General features: G+C 71.2%; 19 protein-coding genes. 9 read left to right on the top strand and 10 right to left on the bottom strand.

From position 1 onward, the window contains the following. Positions 1 to 231: 231 nt before the first annotated feature. Positions 232 to 1,332, top strand: a complete 1,101-nt coding sequence (locus WJM95_RS07270) for an ionic transporter y4hA (RefSeq protein WP_339128704.1) — start codon at positions 232 to 234, stop codon at positions 1,330 to 1,332. 25 nt (positions 1,333 to 1,357) lie between these two features. Here the strand turns inward: WJM95_RS07270 and WJM95_RS07265 are convergent, their stop codons facing one another. Both WJM95_RS07265 and WJM95_RS07260 read right to left on the bottom strand, forming a co-directional pair. Next, on the bottom strand, positions 1,358 to 2,659 hold the full coding sequence (locus WJM95_RS07265; RefSeq protein ID WP_339128703.1) for an MFS transporter: 1,302 nt from the start codon (positions 2,657 to 2,659) through the stop codon (positions 1,358 to 1,360). A gap of 60 nt (positions 2,660 to 2,719) precedes the next feature. Next, positions 2,720 to 3,766, bottom strand: coding sequence for a S66 peptidase family protein (locus WJM95_RS07260; protein WP_339128702.1), 1,047 nt, complete (start codon positions 3,764 to 3,766; stop codon positions 2,720 to 2,722). A gap of 101 nt (positions 3,767 to 3,867) precedes the next feature. Here WJM95_RS07260 and aroQ point away from each other — a divergent pair, with 101 nt between their 5' ends. After that, positions 3,868 to 4,341, top strand: a complete 474-nt coding sequence (gene aroQ / locus WJM95_RS07255; RefSeq protein WP_339128701.1) for a type II 3-dehydroquinate dehydratase — start codon at positions 3,868 to 3,870, stop codon at positions 4,339 to 4,341. Between the two features lie 88 nt (positions 4,342 to 4,429). Here aroQ and WJM95_RS07250 read toward each other — a convergent pair whose 3' ends face one another. The 5 genes from WJM95_RS07250 to WJM95_RS07230 form a co-directional block, all read right to left on the bottom strand. Continuing rightward, the gene (locus tag WJM95_RS07250) at positions 4,430 to 5,197 is read right to left on the bottom strand and encodes an amino acid ABC transporter ATP-binding protein (RefSeq protein WP_339128700.1); all 768 of its coding nucleotides are present in this window, start codon (positions 5,195 to 5,197) and stop codon (positions 4,430 to 4,432) included. Beyond that, a complete protein-coding gene (locus tag WJM95_RS07245) occupies positions 5,194 to 6,225 on the bottom strand; it encodes an amino acid ABC transporter permease (protein ID WP_339128698.1) in 1,032 nt (343 codons plus the stop codon). The genes WJM95_RS07250 and WJM95_RS07245 overlap by 4 nt, the downstream gene beginning before the upstream one ends. After that, complete coding sequence (locus WJM95_RS07240; RefSeq protein WP_339128697.1) at positions 6,222 to 7,106, bottom strand: ABC transporter substrate-binding protein; 885 nt, start codon at positions 7,104 to 7,106, stop codon at positions 6,222 to 6,224. The genes WJM95_RS07245 and WJM95_RS07240 overlap by 4 nt, the downstream gene beginning before the upstream one ends. A gap of 302 nt (positions 7,107 to 7,408) precedes the next feature. Then, positions 7,409 to 8,065 carry an MBL fold metallo-hydrolase gene (locus tag WJM95_RS07235; protein WP_339128695.1) on the bottom strand — a complete coding sequence of 219 codons (657 nt, stop codon included), beginning with the start codon at positions 8,063 to 8,065 and terminating at the stop codon, positions 7,409 to 7,411. 9 nt (positions 8,066 to 8,074) lie between these two features. Beyond that, positions 8,075 to 8,764 carry a maleylpyruvate isomerase family mycothiol-dependent enzyme gene (locus tag WJM95_RS07230; RefSeq protein ID WP_339128693.1) on the bottom strand — a complete coding sequence of 230 codons (690 nt, stop codon included), beginning with the start codon at positions 8,762 to 8,764 and terminating at the stop codon, positions 8,075 to 8,077. Between the two features lie 223 nt (positions 8,765 to 8,987). Between WJM95_RS07230 and uvrA the strand changes: the two genes are divergently transcribed. After that, complete coding sequence (uvrA, locus tag WJM95_RS07225) at positions 8,988 to 12,053, top strand: excinuclease ABC subunit UvrA (protein WP_339128691.1); 3,066 nt, start codon at positions 8,988 to 8,990, stop codon at positions 12,051 to 12,053. Positions 12,054 to 12,253: 200 nt separating this feature from the next. Here the strand turns inward: uvrA and WJM95_RS07220 are convergent, their stop codons facing one another. Both WJM95_RS07220 and WJM95_RS07215 read right to left on the bottom strand, forming a co-directional pair. Continuing rightward, the gene (locus tag WJM95_RS07220; RefSeq protein WP_339128690.1) at positions 12,254 to 13,165 is read right to left on the bottom strand and encodes a carbohydrate kinase; all 912 of its coding nucleotides are present in this window, start codon (positions 13,163 to 13,165) and stop codon (positions 12,254 to 12,256) included. Further along, entirely contained in the window at positions 13,162 to 14,232 is a 1,071-nt protein-coding gene (locus WJM95_RS07215) for a LacI family DNA-binding transcriptional regulator (RefSeq protein WP_339128688.1), read from the bottom strand. Before WJM95_RS07215 ends, WJM95_RS07220 begins: the two co-directional genes overlap by 4 nt. Before the next feature lie 346 nt (positions 14,233 to 14,578). Here WJM95_RS07215 and WJM95_RS07210 point away from each other — a divergent pair, with 346 nt between their 5' ends. Further along, positions 14,579 to 15,007 (top strand): Rieske (2Fe-2S) protein, encoded by a 429-nt coding sequence (locus tag WJM95_RS07210; RefSeq protein WP_339128687.1) that lies wholly within the window; start codon positions 14,579 to 14,581, stop codon positions 15,005 to 15,007. A 49-nt stretch (positions 15,008 to 15,056) separates the two neighbouring features. Here the strand turns inward: WJM95_RS07210 and WJM95_RS07205 are convergent, their stop codons facing one another. Then, a complete protein-coding gene (locus WJM95_RS07205; protein ID WP_339128686.1) occupies positions 15,057 to 16,004 on the bottom strand; it encodes a hypothetical protein in 948 nt (315 codons plus the stop codon). A gap of 239 nt (positions 16,005 to 16,243) precedes the next feature. Between WJM95_RS07205 and WJM95_RS07200 the strand changes: the two genes are divergently transcribed. The 5 genes from WJM95_RS07200 (at position 16,244) to whiA (ending at position 22,212) form a co-directional block, all read left to right on the top strand. Further along, complete coding sequence (locus WJM95_RS07200; protein ID WP_339128685.1) at positions 16,244 to 16,702, top strand: hypothetical protein; 459 nt, start codon at positions 16,244 to 16,246, stop codon at positions 16,700 to 16,702. A 260-nt stretch (positions 16,703 to 16,962) separates the two neighbouring features. Beyond that, positions 16,963 to 19,152 carry an excinuclease ABC subunit UvrC gene (uvrC, locus tag WJM95_RS07195; protein WP_339128683.1) on the top strand — a complete coding sequence of 730 codons (2,190 nt, stop codon included), beginning with the start codon at positions 16,963 to 16,965 and terminating at the stop codon, positions 19,150 to 19,152. Continuing rightward, on the top strand, positions 19,149 to 20,168 hold the full coding sequence (gene rapZ / locus WJM95_RS07190; protein WP_339128681.1) for an RNase adapter RapZ: 1,020 nt from the start codon (positions 19,149 to 19,151) through the stop codon (positions 20,166 to 20,168). The genes uvrC and rapZ overlap by 4 nt, the downstream gene beginning before the upstream one ends. Further along, positions 20,165 to 21,232 (top strand): uridine diphosphate-N-acetylglucosamine-binding protein YvcK, encoded by a 1,068-nt coding sequence (gene yvcK / locus WJM95_RS07185; RefSeq protein WP_339128680.1) that lies wholly within the window; start codon positions 20,165 to 20,167, stop codon positions 21,230 to 21,232. The genes rapZ and yvcK overlap by 4 nt, the downstream gene beginning before the upstream one ends. Then, the gene (gene whiA, locus WJM95_RS07180) at positions 21,223 to 22,212 is read left to right on the top strand and encodes a DNA-binding protein WhiA (RefSeq protein ID WP_037624822.1); all 990 of its coding nucleotides are present in this window, start codon (positions 21,223 to 21,225) and stop codon (positions 22,210 to 22,212) included. Before yvcK ends, whiA begins: the two co-directional genes overlap by 10 nt. Positions 22,213 to 22,245: the final 33 nt, after the last annotated feature.

Raw genomic sequence — 22,245 nt, 5'->3', positions numbered from 1 at the left:
ACGCGCCGACCATCACCCCCGGGGGCGGTGCATGGAGCATCGCCGGCCACCGCTCCCGGCTCGGGACGGCACCAGGCCGGCGATCCGGGTGTCAGCCGGCATCTCGCTCCCGGTGCCGAACGGCACCCGGTCACCGCTCCCGGCGTCCGGCGGGGTTCGGCCGTCGCGATTCCGGGGCGGGTGCCGTGCCGCCGGAGTGCGGGGCACGTCCGCGGCTGCGACGATCGCGGCATGATCGTTCGGCTCAGGTCACTCGTGACACAGTGGACCGCCGTGGTCCCCGTGATCGCGGTGGTGTTGCTGGCCTTCACCTGGGGCCGCGACCTGCCGGCCGCTCTCGTCGCACTGGTGACGCTGGTCCTCGCGGGTTCCGTGCTCGCCGCGGTCCATCACGCCGAGGTGGTCGCGCACCGGGTGGGGGAGCCCTTCGGATCCCTCGTCCTCGCCGTCGCGGTCACGATCATCGAAGTCGCCCTCATCGTGACCCTGATGGCGGACGGCGGTGCCAAGAGTTCGACACTGGCCCGCGACACGGTGTTCGCCGCGGTGATGATCACCTGCAACGGGATCGTCGGCGTGTGTCTGCTCGTCGCGTCGCTGCGTCATGGGCTCGCCGTGTTCAACGCCGAAGGAACAGGTGCCGCCCTCGCGACCGTCGCGACGCTCGCGACACTCAGCCTCGTCTTCCCGACCTTCACCACCAGCAAGCCGGGCCCGGAGTTCTCCTCCGCGCAACTCACCTTCGCCGCGGTCGCCTCGCTGGTGCTGTACGGCCTGTTCGTGGCGACCCAGACCGTCCGGCACCGTGACTACTTCCTGCCGATCACCCAGCAGGGCAAGGTCATCGACGTGGACGACCACGCCGACGCGCCCTCCGCCCGTGACGCGCGGGTCAGCCTGGGGCTCCTCGGTCTGGCCCTGGTCGGTGTGGTCGGTCTCGCCAAAGGCGTGTCGCCCACCATCGAGTCCGGGGTCGAGGCCGCCGGCATGCCGCACTCCGTGGTCGGTGTGATCATCGCGCTGCTCGTGCTGCTCCCCGAAACCATCGCGGCACTGCGCGCCGCCCGCCGGGACCGGGTCCAGACCAGCCTCAACCTCGCCCTCGGATCCGCGATGGCCAGCATCGGACTGACCATCCCCGCCGTCGCCCTGGCCTCTCTCTGGCTCTCCGGACCACTCGTTCTCGGCCTCGGCCCCACGGAGATGGTGCTGCTCGCCCTGACCGTGGTCGTGAGCTCCCTGACGGTCGTGCCCGGGCGGGCCACCCCGCTCCAGGGAGGCGTCCATCTGGTCCTGTTCGCCGCCTATCTGGAACTGGCCGTCAACCCCTGACCGGGGCCCGGGGGACCACCGGGGCTCAGTCCGTGACGGGTGCGACCGACAGCCTGGGCACCGGCCGGGTCTCCGGCAGCAGCGCGAAGCACCCGAGGCTCAGCAGGGCGATCCCCGTCAGATAGGCGGCGACACCCCAGGGCACGCGCTCCCCGCTCGCCACCGCCGTCGCCACGACCGGTGTGAGCGCGCCCCCGAGGACGCCGCCCAGGTTGTATCCGACGGCCGCGCCCGTGCAGCGCACCCGGGGCTCGTACAGCTCCGGGAGATAGGCGGCGATCACCGCGAACATCGTGATGAAGGCGATGAGCGCCACCAGGAAGCCGGCGAACATCAGCAGCGGTTCGCCGGTCGACAGCAGGCCGATCATCGGGAACATCCACAGCGCGGCGGCCGCGCAGCCCGCCATGCACAGCGGCCGCCGTCCGTAGCGGTCCCCCAGCAGCGCCGCCAGGGGAGTCAGCGCTCCCTGCACCACCACGGCGGCCATGATGCAGGTCAGCATGACGGTGCGGCTCACGCCGAGCCGTTCGACGCCGTAGGCGAGTGCCCAGGTCGTCACCGTGTAGAAGACGGCGTATCCGACGGCGAGGCCGCCGGCTGTCAGAAGGACGAGCCGCCAGTGGTCGCGCACCACCTCCGCGAACGGCACGCGCGCGGGGTCGTCCATCTCGAGGAACCGTGGGCTCTCGTCGAGCGAACCGCGCAGCCACAGCCCCGCCACCGCGAGCACCCCCGCGCCCCAGAACGGCACCCGCCAGCCCCACTGGGCGAACTGCGCGTCGGAGAGCGCCGACGACAGCGCCAGCATCACGCCGTTGGCCAGAACGAACCCGACGGACGGACCGATCTGGGGGAAGCTCGACCACAGCCCGCGCCGCCCGGCGGGCGCGTGCTCGGTCGTCAGCAGCACCGCACCGCCCCACTCGCCGCCGAGTCCGAGCCCCTGAAGGAAGCGCAGCACCAGCAGCAGTACGGGGGCCGCGGCGCCGATGCGGTCGTAGGTCGGAACACAGCCGACGGCGACGGTCGCCGCGCCGGTCAGCAGCAGCGACGCCAGCAGAACCGGCCGTCTCCCGCGCCGGTCCCCGATGTGCCCGAACAGCACCGAGCCCAGCGGCCGGGCGACGAACCCGACGCCGAACGTCCCGAAGGCGGCCAGTGTCCCCGCGAGCGGTGAGAACGTCGGGAAGAACAGCGGCCCGAGAACGAGCGCCGCCGCGGTCCCGTAGACGAAGAAGTCGTAGAACTCGATGGCCGTCCCGGTGAGCGAGGCGGCCGCGAGCCGGAGCATGGAGGGCGCCCTCACGGTGCGTACGTCGTGCATGCCGGATCAACTACCCACAGTGATCGGCGGTTACGGGGGCGCACGGGAGCGCGGTGTGTGTCAGTAGGTGACGGTGATGCGCCGGGCCGGTCCGTCGACCCGGACAGATCCTCCGTAAGGAAGGACGATCTGTGGATCGGTGTGGCCGAGATCTACATCGAAGACGACCATCATGTTTGGGGCATATACGTCCAGGGCCCTGAGGACCGCTTCGCGCTGGTCGTGGGCGTAGCGGGCCCTGGCATCCGGGTCCAGGGGACGGGCGAACGACCAAGCCTTCGGGCGCCCCATGAGGAGCGCCGGAAAGCGTCCCAGCAGTCCGCGTTCGCCCATGCCGCGCAGGATCCGGAAGACGTCGTCGGCCGCGGGCATCTCCTCCGAGGTCTCCAGGAACAGCACGTGCCCGTCGTACACGGAAAGGTCGTGGGCGATCTCGCGGTCGGCCATCAGCAGCCACGACAGGATCTCGATGTTGCCGCCCCAGGAACGGCCCTCGACCACCCGCTCCGGGCGGACCCAGGTCCAGCCCGCTCCCGGTTCGGTCGGCGGTTCGGACAGGAAGCTCTCCGGCGCCTCCCAGGGCACGTCGACCTCGCGGAAACGGCCGGCGGGGCGCAACTCGTAGGGCCCGGACGTGAACAGGGCGGCCCGCAGCGACTCGGCGGTCAGCGGGTCCATGGCACCGGGCCGGCCGAGCTCGCACATGACCGTCCCTCCGTGGTAGCCGACGATTCCGGCGTTCCACAGGTACGCGAGGAGGTTCGTGTTGTCGCTGTATCCGAAGAACGGCTTCGGGTTCGCCCGGATCAACTCGCGGTCCAGCAGCGGCAGCACGGTGATCTGGTCGTCGCCCCCGATGGACGCGACGACCGCCCCGACCGTCGGATCGGCGAACGCCGCGTGGAGGTCGGCGGCGCGTTCCCGCGCGGTCGATCCCATCTTCCGGGTGGCCGGGTACTCGACCGGTTCCAGCCCGAACTCCTTGCGCAGCCGCTCCAGGCCCAGTTCGTACGGAAGCGGGAAGAGGCCGGGCAGGCCGCTGGACGGCGAGATCACGGCGATCCGGTCGCCGGGTACGGGCTTGGGAGGGTACGCGGGCGTCGTCATGGCCGGAGACTACGAGCCGTCCCGTTGTCGGCGCATCGTGATAAACCGGGTTCGAGCAGCGGTCCTTGACGGACCGGCAGATCCGATGGACCGGAGGAAACGTGCCCCGCACCCTCGCCAGCGCCCCGATCATGATTCTCAACGGGCCCAACCTGAACCTCCTCGGGCAGCGGCAGCCGGAGATCTACGGCTCCGACACGCTGGCGGACGTCGAGGCGCTGTGCGTCAAGGCGGCGGCCGCGCACGGCGCCACGGTGGACTTCCGGCAGTCCAACCACGAGGGCGAGTTGGTGGACTGGATCCAGGAGGCCCGTCTGCACCACTCCGGCATCGTCATCAACCCGGCCGCCTACTCGCACACCTCCGTCGCCATCCTCGATGCGCTCAACACCTGCGACGGGCTTCCTGTGGTGGAGGTCCATATCTCCAACATCCACCAGCGCGAGGAGTTCCGGCACCACTCGTACGTCTCGCTGCGTGCGGACGGGGTGATCGCCGGCTGCGGTGTGCAGGGGTACGCGTTCGCGGTGGAGCGCGTGGCGGCGCTGGCGGGAACGGGGCGGGCGGACACCTGAGCACGGGCTTCCGGTCGACGGCCCGACCGGGTAGGAGAGAGCGGACAGGCGAAGCCGCGGACGGCCGGCCGCGCGTGTCCGCCCGCCGTCAGAGGCGTCCCGCCTCCACGATCCGTCTCAGGAAGCGCCGCGTGCGCTCCTGTTGCGGGTCGCCGAGGACCTGCTCGGGCGTGCCGCGCTCCAGGATCACCCCGTCCTCCAGGAAGCAGACCTGGTCCGAGACCTCGCGCGCGAAGCCCATCTCGTGGGTGGCCAGCACCATGGTCATGCCGTCCCCCTTCAGATCGCGCACGACGTCCAGGACCTCGCCCACGAGCTCGGGGTCCAGGGCCGCGGTGATCTCGTCGAGGAGGAGCAGCCTCGGGCGCACGGCCAGGGCGCGGACGATCGCGGCCCGTTGCTGCTGGCCACCGCTCAACCGGTCCGGGTACTCGCCCGCCTTGGCGCCGAGCCCGAGCCGTTCGAGCAGCTCACGCGCGTGTGCCTCGGCGTCGGCACGGCTCACTTTGTGCACGCGGCGCGGGGCGAGGGTGATGTTCTCCAGGACGGTCATGTGCGGGAACAGGTTGTAGGCCTGGAAGACGACGCCGATGCGCCGGCGCACCGCGTCCTGGTCGGTCCGCGGGTCGGTGATCTCCTCGCCGTCCAGCCAGATCGCTCCGTCGTCCACCTCCTCCAGGAGGTTGGCGCAGCGCAGCAGTGTGGACTTGCCTGAGCCGGACGCGCCGATCAGCGTGGTGACCGTGTGCGGGGCGACCTCCAGATCGACGTCCCGCAGGACGACCGAGTCGCCGAAGGTCTTGCGGACGGACTCCATCCGCAGCAGCGGGCCGTCGGGTACGGGTGCCTTGCTCATACGATCCCTCCCTGGCCGCGGCGGCGGTCCATACGGGCGGTGACCCAGTCCGTGAAGCGTGTCATCGGAATGGTCAGGGCCACGAACAGCAGCGCCGCGACGACGTAGGCCGTGTAGTTGAGGCTGCGGCCGACGATGATGTCCGCGGAACGCATCGCCTCCACAGCGCCGCCGATCGAGACGAGGCTGGTGTCCTTCTGGAGGGACACCATGTCGTTCAGGAGCGGCGGGACCTGACGGCGGACCGCCTGGGGCAGCACCACATGGCGAAGGGTCTGCCGGGCGGTCAGGCCCAGGGAGCGTGCCGCGGCCCGCTGCGAGGGATGCACGGACTCGATGCCGGCGCGGACGACCTCGGCGACGTACGCCGAATACGTCAGCACCAGACCCGCGCCGCCGAGCAGGACGGGGTCGGTGGTGACGCCCTGCAACTGGAGCGCGGGTACGCCGAACACGACGATCGAGAGACAGATGATCAGCGGCAGCCCGCGGAAGAAGTCGGTGTACGCGGTGGCGAGGGCGCGGACGGGCCAGTACACCGGCCCCTTCAGGGTGCGGGCCACGGCCGTCAGGGTGCCCAGCACGAGCACCACGACGCCGCACACCACGAACAGTCGGAGGTTCAGCCAGAGTCCGTCGAGGACCTTGGGGAGGGCCTCGCGCGCGAACGAGGCGTCGAAGAACGTCTCCTTCGTGCGCGGCCAGCCCGGCGCGTTCACCACGACGAGGTAGAGCACGACGGCCGTGGCCAACGTGGAGAGCGCGGCCACGGCGGCCGAACGGCGGGCCCGGCCGCGCTTGTGGCGCTCGCGCTCGATCCGCCGCCGCGACGGGACGTACTCCGCGACCGGCGCGGGCGCCGTTCCACCGGGCAGGTCCCGTTCGGCCGCCCGGCTGCGGGGCAGTTCCCGTCCTGGTGCGTCGTCCTTGGACGTCTCCGCTTCGAGCACGTCCCCGCCGGGCGCGCCCTGCGAGGGCATCTCTCCCTCGGAGGAGTCCTCTCCCGACGGCTCCTTCGTCGCCGTCACTTGAGCACCGGGGCGTCGACGGCCTCGGACAGCCACTGCTTCTCGATCTTCGCGAGCGTGCCGTCCGCGCGCAGCGCGTCCACGGCCCTGGTCACGCACGAGGTCAGCGCGCTGCCCTTGTCGAGGACGAGCCCGAACTGCTCCGGCGTGCCGCCCCTGTTCTCGAACTGTCCGACGATCCTCGCGTCGGTCACCTCGGCGGCTGTGATGTAGAAGGCGGTCGGCAGATCGGTGACGATGGCGTCGACCTGGCCGTTCTTCAGGGCGGACTTGGCCTGGTCGTTCTTTGCGTACGCGGCCGGTTCCCGGGTCGGCTTCACCACGTCGTCGATGTAGTTGAGGCTGGTGGTGCCGACCTGCGCGCCCAGCTTCAGCTTCCTGAGGTCCGCGAGGCTCGTCGCCTTCGCCGCCTTGGAGTTCTTCAGCGCGATGACCGCCTGGCGCACGTCGTAGTAGCCGGACGAGAAGTCGACGGCCTTCTTGCGTTCGGCGCTGATCGACACCTGGTTGATGTCGAAGTCGAAGGTCTTGGCGCCGGGGGCGAAGGCCTTGTTGAAGGGCACGCTCTGCCAGACGACGTCGCCGTCGGCGTAGCCGAGCTGCCGCGCCACGGCGTACGTCACCGCCGACTCGAAGCCCTTGCCGTTGGCGGGCTTGTCGTCCTTGAACCACGGTTCGTACGCCGGCTCGTCGGTGGCGACGGTGAGTTTGCCTGAGGTCCGGGTGCTCAACGAGCCCTTGGCGCAGCTCTCGGCGGTGTTCCCGGAGGCCTTGCCGGACGCCGTGCTCGTGGGCTGCGGGGCACAGCCCACGGCGAGGGCGAGCAGGGCCACGGTGCAGGCGGACACGGCGGGGCGCAGGGCGCGTTGGGGTCGGTACATGGCGGGAGAGTGGCAGCGAAGCAGCTGTTTGTCCAGGTCACAGCGCTATTTGTCCGCATGCTGGGAACAGGTGTTGCAGTCGCGTGAACTCCCGCTGCGCGGCCGCCCGGCACGGACCCCGTGAACACCGGTCAAGAGCACGTCGTTGCGTGGAAGTCGCGGCGCCGTGACGGAGAACGTCGTTGCGTGGAAGTCGCGGCGCCGTGACGCAGAACGTCGTTCCGCGGAAGTCGCCGCGCCGTGACGGAGAAACGGGAAAGCGGGGCCGTCCTGGGAAGGACGGCCCCGCTCGGGTCGACCGGTCACCAGCCCCGGGCTCGCCACTCCGGCAGATGCGGGCGCTCGGCGCCCAGCGTCGTGTCGTCGCCGTGGCCGGGGTAGACCCAGGTCTCGTCCGGCAGTACGTCGAAGATCCTCGTCTCGACGTCGTGGATGAGCCGCGCGAAGGCCTCCGGGTCCTTGCGCGTGTTGCCCACGCCGCCGGGGAAGAGGCAGTCTCCGGTGAACACGTGCGGGTGACCGTGCGGGTCGTCGTAGACGAGGGCGATCGAGCCCGGGGTGTGTCCGACCAGGTGGCGCGCGGTGAGTTCGACGTTCCCCACACGGACCGTGTCGCCGTCCCGGAGGGGGACGTCGGTCGGCACCGGGATGCCCTCGGCATCCTCCCTGCCCGCGTAGGTGCGCGCGCCCGTGGCGGCCACGACCTCGGCGAGCGCCTGCCAGTGGTCGCCGTGCTGATGGGTGGTCACGACGGACGCGATGCCGTCGTCGCCGATCAGGGTGAGCAGCGTCGATGCCTCGTTCGCCGCGTCGATCAGGAGCTGCTCGTCGGTGGCCCGGCAGCGCAGCAGATACGCGTTGTTGTCCATGGGGCCGACCGCGACCTTGGAGATCATCAGGTCCTGCAACTCGTGCACATCGGCCGGGCCGCCGACCGTCACTGCTCCGCTGTACGTCATGACGGCAGCCTATAGCGGAGGCAGGGCCGGAAGAGGGCCGCCGCGGACCGTCAGAGCCGTGCCGTCGCGGCGGCCGCAGAGCCAGCCGAGCAGATCGGCCGCAGGGCCCCGGACCTCGACCGGTCCGCCCTCGGCGCCGCCGCCTGTGCTCCGCGTCCGGCCGTCGCCGGCGTCCAGGGTCGTGGCGGGCACGTCCTTGTGTCCCGCGAACCGCTCCGCGAGGAAGTCGATCTCCCGGGCCACGAACTCCTCCGGCAGGTGCTCCAGCTCGTAGCCGATTCCCAGGTCGACGTGGTGCAGGTCGACCTCGACCCAGCGCCGGAACGGCACCCGGGCCGCGGAGTCGGTGACCCCGTTGCGCAGCTCCACCGTGCGGGACCAGTCCGCGGGAGCGGCTCCCGTGTCCGCGAAGTGGGCCGCGCTCTTCCTCAGGTCCGCCAGCTGTACGTCCAGCGGGCGCGGCGCGTCCCGCTCGATGTCGGCGTCCCGGGCGCTCGCGGAGGCGTACATGGGGCGCCCCTCCAGAACGTTCACCAGGGCGTCCGCGTTGCGGGACAGGTGGGCGAGCACATGACCGCGGCTCCACCCGGGAAGCCGTGACGGCTCGGCCGCGGCGGCGTTGTCCAGTTCGGCGACCGCGGTGAGCAGTCGTTCCGTAGCGTCACGTACAGACGCCAGGTCGCGCACATGATCCATCATGAGGTCGACCCTAGCCCCGCCACACGTTCGGGTGAAGCTGGACGGCCCGGCCCTTAAATCGAATGCACGTGCTATAGGCTCGATGGTGGCGTCGGGCATGCTGGAGGGCCCGGGATTGTTGTGAACGAGCGAAAGCAACCGGCGCTGTCAGTGGCTCGCCCTAGTCTGAGATGACGGGGGCCCGCGGCCCCTGTCACTTCTCTCAAGAAAGGTGCGGACCGGCGTGGCCGACCGTCTCATCGTCCGTGGAGCGCGCGAGCACAACCTGAAGAATGTCTCGCTCGACCTCCCGCGCGACTCGCTCATCGTGTTCACGGGCCTGTCGGGGTCGGGCAAGTCCTCCCTCGCCTTCGACACGATCTTCGCCGAGGGCCAGCGGCGCTACGTGGAGTCCCTCTCCTCGTACGCCCGGCAGTTCCTCGGCCAGATGGACAAGCCGGACGTGGACTTCATCGAAGGTCTCTCCCCGGCCGTCTCCATCGACCAGAAGTCGACCTCGCGCAACCCGCGCTCGACGGTCGGCACCATCACCGAGGTCTACGACTATCTGCGGCTGCTCTTCGCGCGCATCGGCAAGCCGCACTGCCCCGAGTGCCGCCGTCCCATCTCGCGTCAGTCGCCCCAGGCCATCGTCGACAAGGTGCTGGAGCTTCCCGAGGGAAGCCGCTTCCAGGTCCTCTCGCCCCTGGTGCGCGAGCGCAAGGGCGAGTTCGTCGACCTCTTCGCCGACCTCCAGACCAAGGGGTACAGCCGTGCCCGGGTCGACGGCGAGACCATCCAGCTCAGCGAGCCGCCGACGCTGAAGAAGCAGGAGAAGCACACCATCGAGGTGGTCATCGACCGTCTCACGGTGAAGGACTCCGCCAAGCGCCGTCTCACCGACTCCGTGGAGACCGCCCTCGGCCTGGCCGGCGGCATGGTCGTGCTCGACTTCGTCGACCTCCCCGAGGACGACCCCGAGCGCGAGCGCATGTACTCGGAGCACCTGTACTGCCCGTACGACGATCTGTCCTTCGAGGAACTGGAGCCCCGCTCCTTCTCCTTCAACTCGCCGTTCGGCGCCTGCCCCGAGTGCACCGGCATCGGCACGCGCATGGAGGTCGACCCCGAGCTGATCGTCCCGGACGAGGACAAGTCCCTGGACGAGGGCGCCATCCACGCCTGGTCGCACGGCCACACCAAGGACTACTTCGGCCGGCTGATCGGCGCGCTGGCGGACGCGCTGGGCTTCCGGACCGACATCCCCTTCGCCGGACTGCCGCAGCGCGCGAAGAAGGCCCTCCTTTATGGCCACAAGACGCAGATCGAGGTCCGTTACCGCAACCGGTACGGACGCGAGCGCGTGTACACCACGCCCTTCGAGGGGGCCGTCCCCTTCGTCAAGCGGCGCCACAGCGAGTCCGAGAGCGACGCCAGCCGCGAGCGCTTCGAGGGCTACATGCGCGAGGTGCCCTGCCCCACCTGCCAGGGCACGCGCCTGAAGCCGCTGGTCCTCGCCGTCACGGTCATGGAGAAGTCCATCGCCGAGGTCGCCGCCATGTCCATCAGCGACTGCGCGGACTTCCTCGGGGAGCTGAAGCTCAACGCGCGCGACAAGAAGATCGCCGAGCGCGTGCTGAAGGAGGTCAACGAACGGCTGCGCTTCCTGGTCGACGTGGGCCTCGACTATCTGTCGCTGAACCGCGCGGCCGGCACGCTCTCCGGCGGCGAGGCGCAGCGCATCCGCCTGGCCACCCAGATCGGCTCCGGACTCGTCGGCGTCCTGTACGTCCTGGACGAGCCCTCCATCGGTCTGCACCAGCGGGACAACCACCGGCTGATCGAGACCCTCGTCCGCCTGCGGGACATGGGCAACACGCTCATCGTCGTCGAGCACGACGAGGACACGATCAAGGTCGCCGACTGGGTCGTCGACATCGGTCCCGGCGCGGGCGAGCACGGCGGCAAGGTCGTGCACAGCGGTCCCCTGAAGGAGCTCCTCGCCAACACCGAGTCGATGACCGGGCAGTACCTGTCACGCAAGCGGCAGATCCCGACCCCGGACATCCGGCGTCCCTCCGACCCCGGTCGCGTGCTCACCGTGCACGGCGCCCGGGAGAACAATCTCCGGGACATCGACGTGTCCTTCCCGCTGGGCGTCCTCACCGCCGTGACCGGCGTGTCGGGCTCCGGCAAGTCCACTCTGGTCAACGACATCCTGTACACGCACCTGGCCCGCGAGCTGAACGGCGCGAGGAACGTGCCGGGACGCCACACGCGCGTGGACGGGGACGACCTCGTCGACAAGGTCGTGCACGTCGACCAGTCGCCCATCGGCCGTACGCCCCGCTCCAACCCGGCGACGTACACCGGAGTCTTCGACCACGTCCGCAAGCTGTTCGCCGAGACCACCGAGGCGAAGGTGCGGGGCTATCTGCCCGGCCGCTTCTCCTTCAACGTCAAGGGCGGGCGCTGCGAGAACTGCTCGGGCGACGGCACCATCAAGATCGAGATGAACTTCCTGCCGGACGTGTACGTCCCCTGCGAGGTCTGCCACGGGGCGCGCTACAACCGGGAGACGCTGGAGGTCCACTACAAGGGCAAGTCCATCTCCGAGGTCCTGGACATGCCCATCGAGGAGGCGCTGGACTTCTTCGAGGCGGTTCCGGCGATCGCCCGGCACCTCAGGACACTGAACGACGTCGGCCTCGGCTACGTCAGGCTCGGACAGTCCGCGCCGACGCTGTCCGGCGGTGAGGCGCAGCGCGTCAAGCTCGCCAGCGAGCTCCAGAAGCGCTCCACCGGCCGCACCGTGTACGTCCTGGACGAGCCGACCACCGGTCTGCACTTCGAGGACATCAGCAAGCTCATCACGGTCCTGTCCGGTCTCGTCGACAAGGGCAACACGGTCATCGTCATCGAGCACAACCTCGATGTCATCAAGACCGCGGACTGGGTCATCGACATGGGCCCCGAGGGCGGCAACGGCGGCGGTCTCGTGATCGCCGAGGGCACCCCCGAGGAGGTCGCGGGCGTTCCGGCCAGCCACACCGGCAAGTTCCTGCGCGAGATCCTCGGCGCCGACCGGATCAGCGACGCCGCTCCCGTGAAGGCCCCCCGCAAGACGGCCGCCAGGAAGACGGTCGCCGCGGGGACGACGGCACGGAAGACGGCCACGAAGACCGTCGACGGCACGGCGACCAAGAAGGCGGCCGCCACGAAGAAGACGGCCGCGAAGAAGACCGCCACGACAGCGGCGGCCAAGAAGGTGACGCCCGCGAAGAAGACCACGCGGGCCCGGAAGGCCTGACCCGACCGGTTCCGACGCGTCGGACCGGTCGTACAGTCCGACCGGTTCCGGCGGTCCGACCCGACCCGTCCGGTGTGTCGGACCGGCCTTGTCTCGAAGGTGGCGCCCCGTGGGAACTTCCCGCGGGGCGCCGTCCGTTGAGAGGTCGGCGGCCCCGCACGTCATGCTTCGGGCCAGGGGGCGCCCGTCCGGAGTGGTTCCTACAGGTCGCCGAGTTCGTGGGCGTACGGCGGTTCGGCTCCGGCGCGGGAGCAGGTGACGGCCGCCGCGCGGGCCGCGAACCCCAGAAGCTCGGTCCAGCCCCGGGCGCCGAGTTCCGCCACCGCGGAAGGTGACAGGGCGTTCCGGACGGCCAAGCCGTGCAGCAGCGCCGCGTTCACGGTGTCACCCGCGCCGATCGTGTCCACCACGTCCACCGGCTCACCGGGCACGGAGTGCATCGAGCCGTCCCTGGTGAAGGCGGTGAGACCGTCGCCGCCCCGGGTGATCACCACCGCCGAGGGACCGGCGGCCAGCCATTCCAGCGGGGTGCCGCCGAGCCACCGGGCGTCCTCCTCGGACAGCTTGAGCAGGGACACCGACGGCAGCCAGCTCTTGAACCGGGCCCGGTAGGCGTCCGGATCGGGGATCAGACCGGCGCGGATGTTCGGGTCGAGCGTCGTGAAGACGCCCCGCGCGGCGGCGGTCCGCATCAGCTCCTCGTACGCGCTCGCTCCCGGTTCCAGGACGAGGGAACAGGTGCCGAAGGACACCGCCCGCGTCTCGTCGGGGAGCCGGTCCGGGGTCGTGAAGAGACGGTCCGCTGTGCCCTCGACGTAGAAGGAGTACGCGGCCGAGCCGTCCGTCCCGATCGTGGCGACGGCCAGCGTCGTCGGTTCACCGCCACGCCGCACGGACGACACGTCGACACCGGCCTCCACCAGCCCCTCCAGCAGAGCCTCGCCGAACGCGTCCCGGGAGACGCGCGAGCAGAAGGCGGTGGGAGAGCCGAGGCGGCCGAGCGCCACCGCCGTGTTGTACGGGCCGCCGCCCCGGCGAGGCAGCAGTCCCGCCAAGGCGCCGGAGCCCTGCGGCACCAGATCGATCAGGGCCTCACCGGCGACGACGATCACGACTCGGGTCCTTTCCTCGGTGTCTCTGACTCGGTGCCCCCGGCGCGCACGGCGGCGGGGCAGCCGCACGAGGTGCGGTGGACGAACGCGGAGGCGAGCCGGACGGTGCGGCTCTCCCGGTGCGGGGACGCCAGTCGTTCCAGCAGCAGCCGGACGGCCGTGGCACCGATCTCCTTGCTCGGCTGGGCGATCACGGTGAGCCGCGGGGTGAACAGGTCCGCCCAGGAGAAGTCGTCGAAGCAGCACAGCGCCAGGTCGTCGGGGACGGACAGGTCCCGGTCGCGCAGGGCCCGCAGCGCGCCGACGGTCATGGCGTTGTTGGCGGTGACGAGCGCGTCCGGCGGTGCCCCGAGCGACAGCAGCCGGTGGGTGGCCTCCTCCGCCGCCTCCGTCCGGGAGTCGCCGTGCACCACGAGCCGTTCGTCGTAGGGGAGTCCGGCGTGCGCGAGGCCATGCCGGTAGCCGGTGATCCGCTCCGCCGTGGTGCTCAGCCCGGGCCGGCCCGCGACCAGTCCGATACGCCGGTGTCCGCGCTCGGCGAGATGAGTCACCAGGCTCGCCATGGGGGCCGTGTTCTCGGCGCAGACCTGGTCATGACGGAAGCCGGTCGCGGCGGGCGCGTCCACGAGCCGGTCCAGGAAGACGGTCGGTACCTCGTGCTGTGCCAGATAGCGCAGGAGCGCGTCGGGACTCGGTGAAGGGGCGATGATCATTCCGTCGACGCGCCGTTCGTGCAGCAGCTGCGCGACCGTGCGCTCGTGCCCGGGCTCGTCGTGCGGATCGGCGATCAGCAGGCCGTAGCCGTGTTCCAGGGCTACGGCCTCCACGCCCTGGAGGATCTCCGTGAAGTAGGGGTTGGCGATCGCCGACACCGCGAGTCCGATGGACCGCGTACGGGAGGTGACGAGCGAGCGGGCGAGGGTGTTGGGCGTGTAGCCCAGCTCGTCGATCGCGTCGAGGACGGCCTGCCGTGTCCCGGGCAGGACCGGACGGGTGCCGTTGATGACGTGGGAGACCGTCGCGGCGGACACGCCCGCCCGTCGGGCCACATCGGCCATCGTCACCATGGCGCTCCCTCCCTGGAATGCGTCGCTCGCCGGCCTCGAAGACGACGATCGCGGGCTCGGGAGCATGCCGTTCTCGGTCCGGGACGCCCGGGAGCACGTCGTCGTTCTCGGCCCTGGAGAACGTCGTTCCCGGGCGAACGTATCGCAGTCGACGGCAGGCGTAAACGCTTACGCACGCGTTTGCGCAAGCGTTTACGCCCGAGGGCGCCCGGCCCGGCCGCGCGGACCCGCCCCGTGACGGACGGGGTGATCTGTGCCGGTATCGTCGGTGCGCGGCGCCTCGCCGTGCTCAGCCCCGTCGCTGCCGGCGGAGTGTCCGCCCGCGCCCTCGACCAGTGGAGATGCCATGTCCGGCCGACCGTCCGCGAGCCGTCGTACCGTCCTGCGGGGAGCGGCGATCACCCCGGTCGCCGGGCTCGGCCTCGCCGCGTGCTCCGGCGGCGGCAGCGGTGGCGGAACCCCCGCCACGCCGACCGCCCCCGTCGCCCTCGGCGCGACCGGCGAGGTCTCCAAGGGAGGTGCTCAGCTGTACCAGGACCACAACGTCGTGGTCAGCCGCGCCGAGGACGGTTCGCTCAAGGCGTTCAGCTCGATCTGCACCCACGCCGGGTGCGCCATCAACAAGCTCCAGGGCACGACCCTCGTGTGCCCCTGTCACGGCAGCGAGTTCGACGCCGGGACCGGCAAGGTGCTGCGGGCGCCCGCCACCGTGCCGCTGCACCCCCTGCCGGTCGAGGAGAAGAACGGGAAGATCGTCGCCGGACCGGGAGCGTGAGCCCGGTGCGGTCACCGGCCGGGACCGCGGACCGCACCAGGGCGTGAGGTCACTCCCAGTCCCAGCCGATCCCGACGATCCCCGACCGCACCCGCGGCTCGACCAGGTGCACCGAGCGGTGCCGGCCGCTCAGCGCCAGCTCCTGGCGGCCGCTGCGCGGTGCGGCGGCCGAGTGCTGGGTGAAGCGGTGGCAGCGTACGGGGAGCGCGTTCTCGGCGAAGTGCACCTGGAGCGCGTACTGTCCGCCCGCGAAACCGAACCCGCGGACGTACTCGCTGGACGCCCCGGCCGTGCCGTCCTCGAAGGCGTAGCGGAAGAGGAAGGTCTCGCCCGCCCGCAGCCGGGTGTCGAAGAGCAGCTCGGCGACGAGCACACCGGTGTCGCCGTGCCAGCGCACCCGCCCCGTACGGCAGTTCTCCAGGGCACGGACCGTCGTCCGTTCCGGTGCGCATCCGGGGTCGCCGTGATGGATGGCCACATAGCGGTCCACCCCGTCCCTGTGGGCGCGCACTATGTGGTGCGACTCGCGGCCCAGCAGTTCGCGACGGGCGCCTATGTGCACGCGTTCGTGATGGCCGAGTGTGTGCAGTCCGCCGTCGAGAGGGGACTCCAGTTCGGTGAGCAGCCGCTCCAGGACTCCGGAGGCCTCCATGAGAGCGCGGTAGGAACGGCCCGTGGGACGCTCCGGATCCGGGCGTTCCTCGGCCTCGGCGAGCAGCCTGATCAGGGACTCGTCGGGCAGCTGGAGTATCTCCTCCAGCGCGCGGACGGCCCGCAGGGACTCGGGGCGCTGGGGACGGCGGGCGCCCTGCTGCCAGTAACTCAGGCTCGTCACACCGACTTTGACGCCGTGTCGGGAGAGATGGTGCTGGACGCGCTGCAACGGCAGCCCACGGGCGGTGATCGCTGCGCGCAGTGCGACATGGAAGGGGCCGCCCCGCAGGGCCGTTTCCAGTTCCGCCGTGGCGACGTCCGCGTGCTGTATGCCGGTCCGCATGCAGGGGCCTTTCTGTGGATGTTCACAACGGCTGGTCAGACCGTCGGAGAGCGGTTCATCGGCGCAGCCCTGTGGGCGCGCGGGGGCTGTACACGCGCGGGTTTCGCCGTTCACGCCCCGAGTTCCCCCGCATTGAAGCGTGTTGACCAAGCCCCGACAACACCTGATGCTCAACATGGCTCACCGCAGCCCCCCGGACGCGCTCCGTCCTTCCTCGACCCCACTCGGGAGCACACACGATGCGCCGCACCCGACGAGTTGTCGCACTCGTTGTCGTCCTGGCCGCACTGGGCACCGCACCGGCGACGGCGGCCCTCGGGCGCGCGGCCGGCCACGCGGGTACGGCCGTCCACGCGGGCGGAGCCCCCGGATCTCCCTCCGCGCCGTTCGGCACGACGGTCCGGTACGAGCGGCCCCGGGTGGCCGGATCCGGCGCATCCCCGGCGGCACGCGCCGAGCACGGGGACGACCGCGGGCGGGACGGAAAGGGCGGACAGGCCGGCGGACAGGGCGCGAAGGGCGGACAGGGCGTGAAGGGCGGACAGGGCGGGCCGGGTCGTGAGGGCGGCCGGGTCCGGACCCGCGACGCCGGCCCGGCGGACCCCTTCGTGGTCGTGGCGTCCGCGGCGGCCGGCGTGGGAGCCCTCGTCGCACTCGTCCTGAGCGTCTCGCGGGCCCTGCGCAGGCGTCGGGACTGACACCGCGGGCCCGACGCGGTCGCCTTCGCCTACGCCGAGGGCCTGGCGCAGGCCCTCGGCGACACCGTGGGTCTGGCCGCGGGCCCCCTGCGCACCGCGGGTCTGGCCGCAGGCCCCCTGCCGACACACGCGGGTCTGGCCGTGGGCCCCCTGCCGCCACCCCGAGCCCCGCGCGAGCGCCTTTGCCGAGACCGCGAGGTTTTCCACAGGCGATCCGGGAGCCGACCGCGGTGTCGGCCCGCGCCAGTAGGGTGTGTGACATGGCCGACCCCTCCAGCTACCGCCCCAAGCCGGGACAGATCCCGGACTCCCCGGGGGTGTACCGATTCCGCGACGAGCACCGCCGGGTGATCTACGTCGGAAAGGCGAAAAGCCTGCGTCAGCGCCTGGCGAGCTACTTCCAGGACCTGGCGAATCTCCACCCCCGCACCCGCACGATGGTCACCACGGCCGCGTCGGTGGAGTGGACGGTCGTGTCCACGGAGGTCGAGGCCCTTCAGCTGGAGTACTCCTGGATCAAGGAGTACGACCCCCGTTTCAACGTCAAGTACCGCGACGACAAGAGCTACCCCCATCTCGCCGTGACGATGAACGAGGAGTTCCCGCGGGTCCAGGTGATGCGCGGCGCCAAGAAGAAGGGCGTTCGCTACTTCGGTCCCTACGGACACGCGTGGGCCATCCGCGACACCGTCGACCTGCTCCTGCGCGTCTTCCCGGTCCGCACCTGCTCCGCCGGAGTCTTCAAGAACGCCTCCCGCACCGGCCGGCCCTGTCTCCTCGGCTACATCGGCAAGTGCTCCGCCCCTTGCGTCGGCCGGGTCTCGCCCGAGGAGCACCGCGAGCTGGCCGAGGAGTTCTGCGACTTCATGGCGGGCCGCACGGGGACGTACATCCGCCGTCAGGAACAGCAGATGGCCGAAGCCGCCGAGGAGATGGAGTACGAGCGCGCGGCCCGGCTGCGCGACGACATCGAGGCCCTGAAGAAGGCCATGGAGAAGAACGCGGTCGTCCTCGCGGACGCGACCGACGCCGACCTCATCGCCCTCGCCGAGGACGAGCTGGAGGCCGCGGTGCAGATCTTCCACGTGCGCGGCGGACGGGTGCGCGGCCAGCGCGGCTGGGTCACGGACAAGGTGGAGGCGGTCACCACGGGCGACCTCGTCGAGCACGCGCTCCAGCAGCTCTACGGCGAGGAGACCGGTGACTCGGTCCCCAAGGAGGTGCTCGTCCCGGCGCTGCCCGACCCGGTGGAACCGGTTCAGGAGTGGCTCACCGCCCGCCGCGGCTCGAACGTGTCGCTGCGCATACCGCAGCGGGGCGACAAGAAGGCCCTCATGGAGACCGTGCAGCGCAACGCCCTTCAGGCGCTCGCCCTGCACAAGACCCGGCGCGCCTCCGACCTGACCACGCGCTCGCGCGCCCTGGAGGAGATCTCCGAGGCCCTCGGCCTGGACAGCGCCCCCCTGCGGATCGAGTGCTACGACATCTCGCACCTCCAGGGCGACGACGTGGTGGCCTCGATGGTCGTCTTCGAGGACGGGCTCCAGCGCAAGAGCGAGTACCGCCGCTTCCAGATCAAGGGCTTCGCCGGCCAGGACGACGTCCGCTCCATGCACGAGGTGATCACCCGGCGCTTCCGGCGCTATCTCGTGGAGAAGGAGCGGACGGGGGAGTGGACGGACGGAGAGGACGCCGCCGCGGGCATCGCGGAGACCCTGGCTCCTCCCGCCTCGCCCGCCGGGACCGCCGGGACCGCCGGGACCGCCGGGACCGCCGGGACCGCCGGGACCGATGGGACGGACAGCGACGGCTCGGCGGCCCCCCTCGCGCTGAACGCCTTCGCCGAGGACGACGGCCGCCCCAAGCGTTTCGCCTACCCGCCGCAGCTCGTCGTCGTCGACGGCGGGCAGCCGCAGGTCGCCGCCGCGCAGCGGGCCCTGGACGAACTCGGCATCGACGACATCGCCGTGTGCGGACTCGCCAAGCGCCTGGAGGAGGTGTGGCTGCCCGGCGAGAACGACCCCGTCGTCCTGCCGCGCAGCAGCGAGGGCCTGTATCTGCTCCAGCGGGTGCGGGACGAGGCCCACCGCTTCGCGATCACCTACCAGCGGGCCAAGCGGGCCAAGCGCTTCCGGTCGGGCCCCCTGGACGACGTACCGGGCCTGGGCGAGTCCCGCAAACAGGCACTGATCAAACACTTCGGCTCCGTGAAGAAGCTCCGGTCCGCGACGATCGACCAGATCTGCGAGGTTCCCGGCGTGGGACGCAAGACGGCGGAGACCATCGCCGTCGCACTCGCCCAGGCGGCCCCCGCGGCACCCGCCGTGAACACGGCCACCGGAGAGATCATGGAAGACGACGAACACGCGGCGCCCGGGACGACGGCGGGCCCCGTGGAGGAGCCCGTGACCGCGGGCGCCTCGGACGAGCGACGGGGGCAGGAGACATGACCGAGAACGACGCGCGTGAACAGGAACGCCCGGCACAGGGCGAGGAGACACACGGCCAGGCAGGCGAGAATCACGCGGAACGTGAAACGCCGAGGGAAGACGGAGCACAGGTGGGTACGGGCATCGAGACGGCCGGGGCGGGAGCCCCGGACGCCGTCATCCCCGAGCTGGTGATCATCTCCGGCATGTCCGGAGCCGGCCGGTCCACGGCCGCCAAATGTCTGGAGGACCTCGGCTGGTTCGTCGTCGACAACCTGCCGCCCGCCCTGATCCCCACCATGGTGGAGCTCGGCGCCCGCTCCCAGGGCAACGTGGCGCGGATCGCCGTCGTCGTCGACGTACGCGGCCGCCGGTTCTTCGACAACCTCCGTGAATCCCTCGCCGACCTGGAGTCCCGCAACGTCACCCGGCGGATCGTCTTCCTGGAGTCCTCCGACGAGGCCCTGGTGCGGCGCTTCGAGTCGGTGCGCAGACCGCACCCCCTCCAGGGCGACGGCCGCATCGTGGACGGGATCGACGCCGAACGCGAGCTGCTGCGCGAGCTGCGCGGCGACGCCGACCTCGTCATCGACACCTCCAGCCTGAACGTGCACGAACTGCGCGCCAAGATGGACGCCCAGTTCGCGGGCGAGGAGGAGCCCGAGCTGCGGGCCACCGTCATGTCCTTCGGGTTCAAGTACGGCCTGCCGGTCGACGCCGACCTGGTCGTGGACATGCGCTTCCTGCCCAACCCGCACTGGGTTCCGGAGCTGCGCCCCTTCACCGGTCTGAACGAGGAGGTCTCGGCGTACGTCTTCAACCAGCCCGGGGCCAAGGAGTTCCTCGACCGCTACTCCGAGCTGCTCCAGCTCATCGCCGCCGGCTACCGGCGTGAGGGCAAGCGCTACGTGACCATCGCGGTGGGCTGCACCGGCGGCAAGCACCGCTCGGTCGCGACCGCCGAGAAGCTCGCCGCCCGCCTCGCCTCCCAGGGCGTGGAGACCGTGCTCGTCCACCGGGACATGGGGCGCGAGTGACCGGACGTACCACCCTGCGGCTGGGCCGGCTGCGCCGGGAGATCCCCGGGGACCGGGTCCAGCCGGCCGCGGCGCGCGGCGCCAGACCGCGCCGCCGCGGCGCGCAGCCCAAGGTCGTCGCCCTCGGCGGCGGCATGGGGCTGTCCGCCTCGCTCGCCGCGCTGCGCCGGATCACCGGCGACCTCACCGCCGTCGTCACCGTGGCCGACGACGGCGGCTCCAGCGGGCGCCTGCGCGACGAGCTGGGCGTCCTGCCGCCCGGTGACCTGCGCAAGGCGCTGGCGGCGCTGTGCGGCGACGACGACTGGGGCCAGACCTGGGCCCGCGTCATCCAGCACCGCTTCCAGTCCAAGGGCGACCTGCACGAACACGCGGTCGGCAATCTGCTGATCGTCGCCCTGTGGGAACAGCTCGGCGACCATGTGCAGGCGCTCGACCTGGTCGGCAAGCTGCTCGGCGCGCACGGCCGGGTGCTGCCCATGTCCGCCGTGCCCCTGGAGCTCCAGGCCCTGGTCAAGGGGCACGACCCCGAGCGGCCCGAGGAGATCGCCACCGTCCGCGGCCAGGCGAACGTGGCGCTCACCCCGGGCGAGGTCCAGTCGGTGCACGTCGTACCGCACGATCCGCCGGCCGTGCCCGAGGCCGTGGCCGCGGTCCTCGACGCGGACTGGGTGGTTCTCGGCCCCGGATCCTGGTTCTCCTCGGTCATTCCGCACCTTCTGGTGCCCGAACTGCTGGACGCCCTCAGCCAGACCAGGGCGCGCCGGGTACTCTCCCTGAACCTCGCACCGCAGCCCGGAGAAACCGAAGGCTTCTCCCCGCAGCGTCATTTGGAGGTTTTGGGACGACACGCCCCTAAACTCGCCCTGGACGTGGTGCTGGCCGACGAGGCTGCCGTGCCCGACCGCGAATCTCTCGCCGAAGCCGCCCTGCGGTTCGGTGCCGCGGTCGAGCTGGCGCCGGTGGCCAGGACCGACGGATCTCCGCGGCACGATCCGGAGCTGTTGGCCGCCGCGTACGACCGTATTTTTCGGATGCATGGAAGGATCGGCCCATGGCGATGACGGCAGCGGTGAAGGACGAGATTTCCCGGCTCCCCGTCACCCGGACCTGTTGCAGGAAGGCGGAGGTCTCGGCCATCCTGCGGTTCGCCGGCGGCCTTCACCTCGTGAGCGGCCGGATTGTGATCGAGGCGGAGCTGGACACGGCGATGGCGGCGCGCCGGCTGAAGCGGGACATTCTGGAGATCTTCGGCCACAGTTCCGAACTGATCGTGATGGCGCCCGGCGGACTGCGGCGCGGTTCGCGCTATGTGGTGCGCGTGGTCGCGGGCGGTGACCAGCTGGCCCGCCAGACCGGCCTCGTGGACGGGCGGGGACGCCCGATCCGGGGACTGCCGCCGCAGGTGGTCTCGGGGGCCACCTGCGACGCCGAGGCGGCCTGGCGCGGGGCCTTCCTGGCCCACGGCTCGCTCACCGAGCCCGGCCGCTCCTCGTCCCTGGAGGTGACCTGCCCGGGCCCGGAGGCCGCGCTCGCGCTGGTCGGTGCCGCCCGCAGGCTCTCGATCGCGGCGAAGGCCCGCGAGGTGCGTGGTGTGGACCGGGTGGTCGTGCGCGACGGCGACGCGATCGGCGCGCTGCTGACCCGTCTCGGCGCCCACGAGTCGGTGCTGGCCTGGGAGGAGCGGCGGATGCGCCGTGAGGTCCGTGCCACGGCGAACCGGCTCGCCAACTTCGACGACGCCAACCTGCGCAGATCGGCGCGTGCCGCCGTCGCCGCCGGGGCCCGCGTCCAGCGCGCCCTGGAGATCCTCGCGGACGAGGTGCCGGAGCACCTGGCCGCCGCCGGACGGCTGCGCATGGAGCACAAGCAGGCATCCCTGGAGGAGCTGGGCGCGCTCGCCGACCCGCCGCTGACCAAGGACGCCGTCGCGGGGCGTATCCGCCGGCTGCTGGCGATGGCCGACAAGCGGGCGCAGGACCTCGGGATCCCCGGGACGGAGTCGAGCCTGTCCGAGGAGATGGCGGACAACCTCGCGGGCTGACCCGGACCCGCGGGGCACCGTGAACGACGTGCG

The sequence above is a fragment of the Streptomyces sp. f51 genome (genome assembly GCF_037940415.1).
Lineage (GTDB): Bacteria > Actinomycetota > Actinomycetes > Streptomycetales > Streptomycetaceae > Streptomyces.
Note: the sequence above shows the minus strand (reverse complement) of the source record. Positions and strands in the feature narration are given on the sequence as shown.

What these genes read in the sequence shown, in the direction of transcription:
- WJM95_RS07200 (WP_339128685.1), top strand. Translation starts at nt 16,244, where the DNA reads ATGCGCCGCACCCGACGAGTTGTCGCACTCGTTGTCGTCCTGGCCGCA.
- uvrC (WP_339128683.1), top strand. Translation starts at nt 16,963, where the DNA reads ATGGCCGACCCCTCCAGCTACCGCCCCAAGCCGGGACAGATCCCGGAC.
- WJM95_RS07205 (WP_339128686.1), bottom strand. Translation starts at nt 16,004, where the DNA reads ATGCGGACCGGCATACAGCACGCGGACGTCGCCACGGCGGAACTGGAA.
- WJM95_RS07265 (WP_339128703.1), bottom strand. Translation starts at nt 2,659, where the DNA reads ATGCACGACGTACGCACCGTGAGGGCGCCCTCCATGCTCCGGCTCGCG.
- WJM95_RS07215 (WP_339128688.1), bottom strand. Translation starts at nt 14,232, where the DNA reads ATGGTGACGATGGCCGATGTGGCCCGACGGGCGGGCGTGTCCGCCGCG.
- WJM95_RS07260 (WP_339128702.1), bottom strand. Translation starts at nt 3,766, where the DNA reads ATGACGACGCCCGCGTACCCTCCCAAGCCCGTACCCGGCGACCGGATC.
- WJM95_RS07240 (WP_339128697.1), bottom strand. Translation starts at nt 7,106, where the DNA reads ATGTACCGACCCCAACGCGCCCTGCGCCCCGCCGTGTCCGCCTGCACC.
- WJM95_RS07270 (WP_339128704.1), top strand. Translation starts at nt 232, where the DNA reads ATGATCGTTCGGCTCAGGTCACTCGTGACACAGTGGACCGCCGTGGTC.
- whiA (WP_037624822.1), top strand. Translation starts at nt 21,223, where the DNA reads ATGGCGATGACGGCAGCGGTGAAGGACGAGATTTCCCGGCTCCCCGTC.
- WJM95_RS07250 (WP_339128700.1), bottom strand. Translation starts at nt 5,197, where the DNA reads ATGAGCAAGGCACCCGTACCCGACGGCCCGCTGCTGCGGATGGAGTCC.
- WJM95_RS07230 (WP_339128693.1), bottom strand. Translation starts at nt 8,764, where the DNA reads ATGATGGATCATGTGCGCGACCTGGCGTCTGTACGTGACGCTACGGAA.
- rapZ (WP_339128681.1), top strand. Translation starts at nt 19,149, where the DNA reads ATGACCGAGAACGACGCGCGTGAACAGGAACGCCCGGCACAGGGCGAG.
- WJM95_RS07210 (WP_339128687.1), top strand. Translation starts at nt 14,579, where the DNA reads ATGTCCGGCCGACCGTCCGCGAGCCGTCGTACCGTCCTGCGGGGAGCG.
- WJM95_RS07235 (WP_339128695.1), bottom strand. Translation starts at nt 8,065, where the DNA reads ATGACGTACAGCGGAGCAGTGACGGTCGGCGGCCCGGCCGATGTGCAC.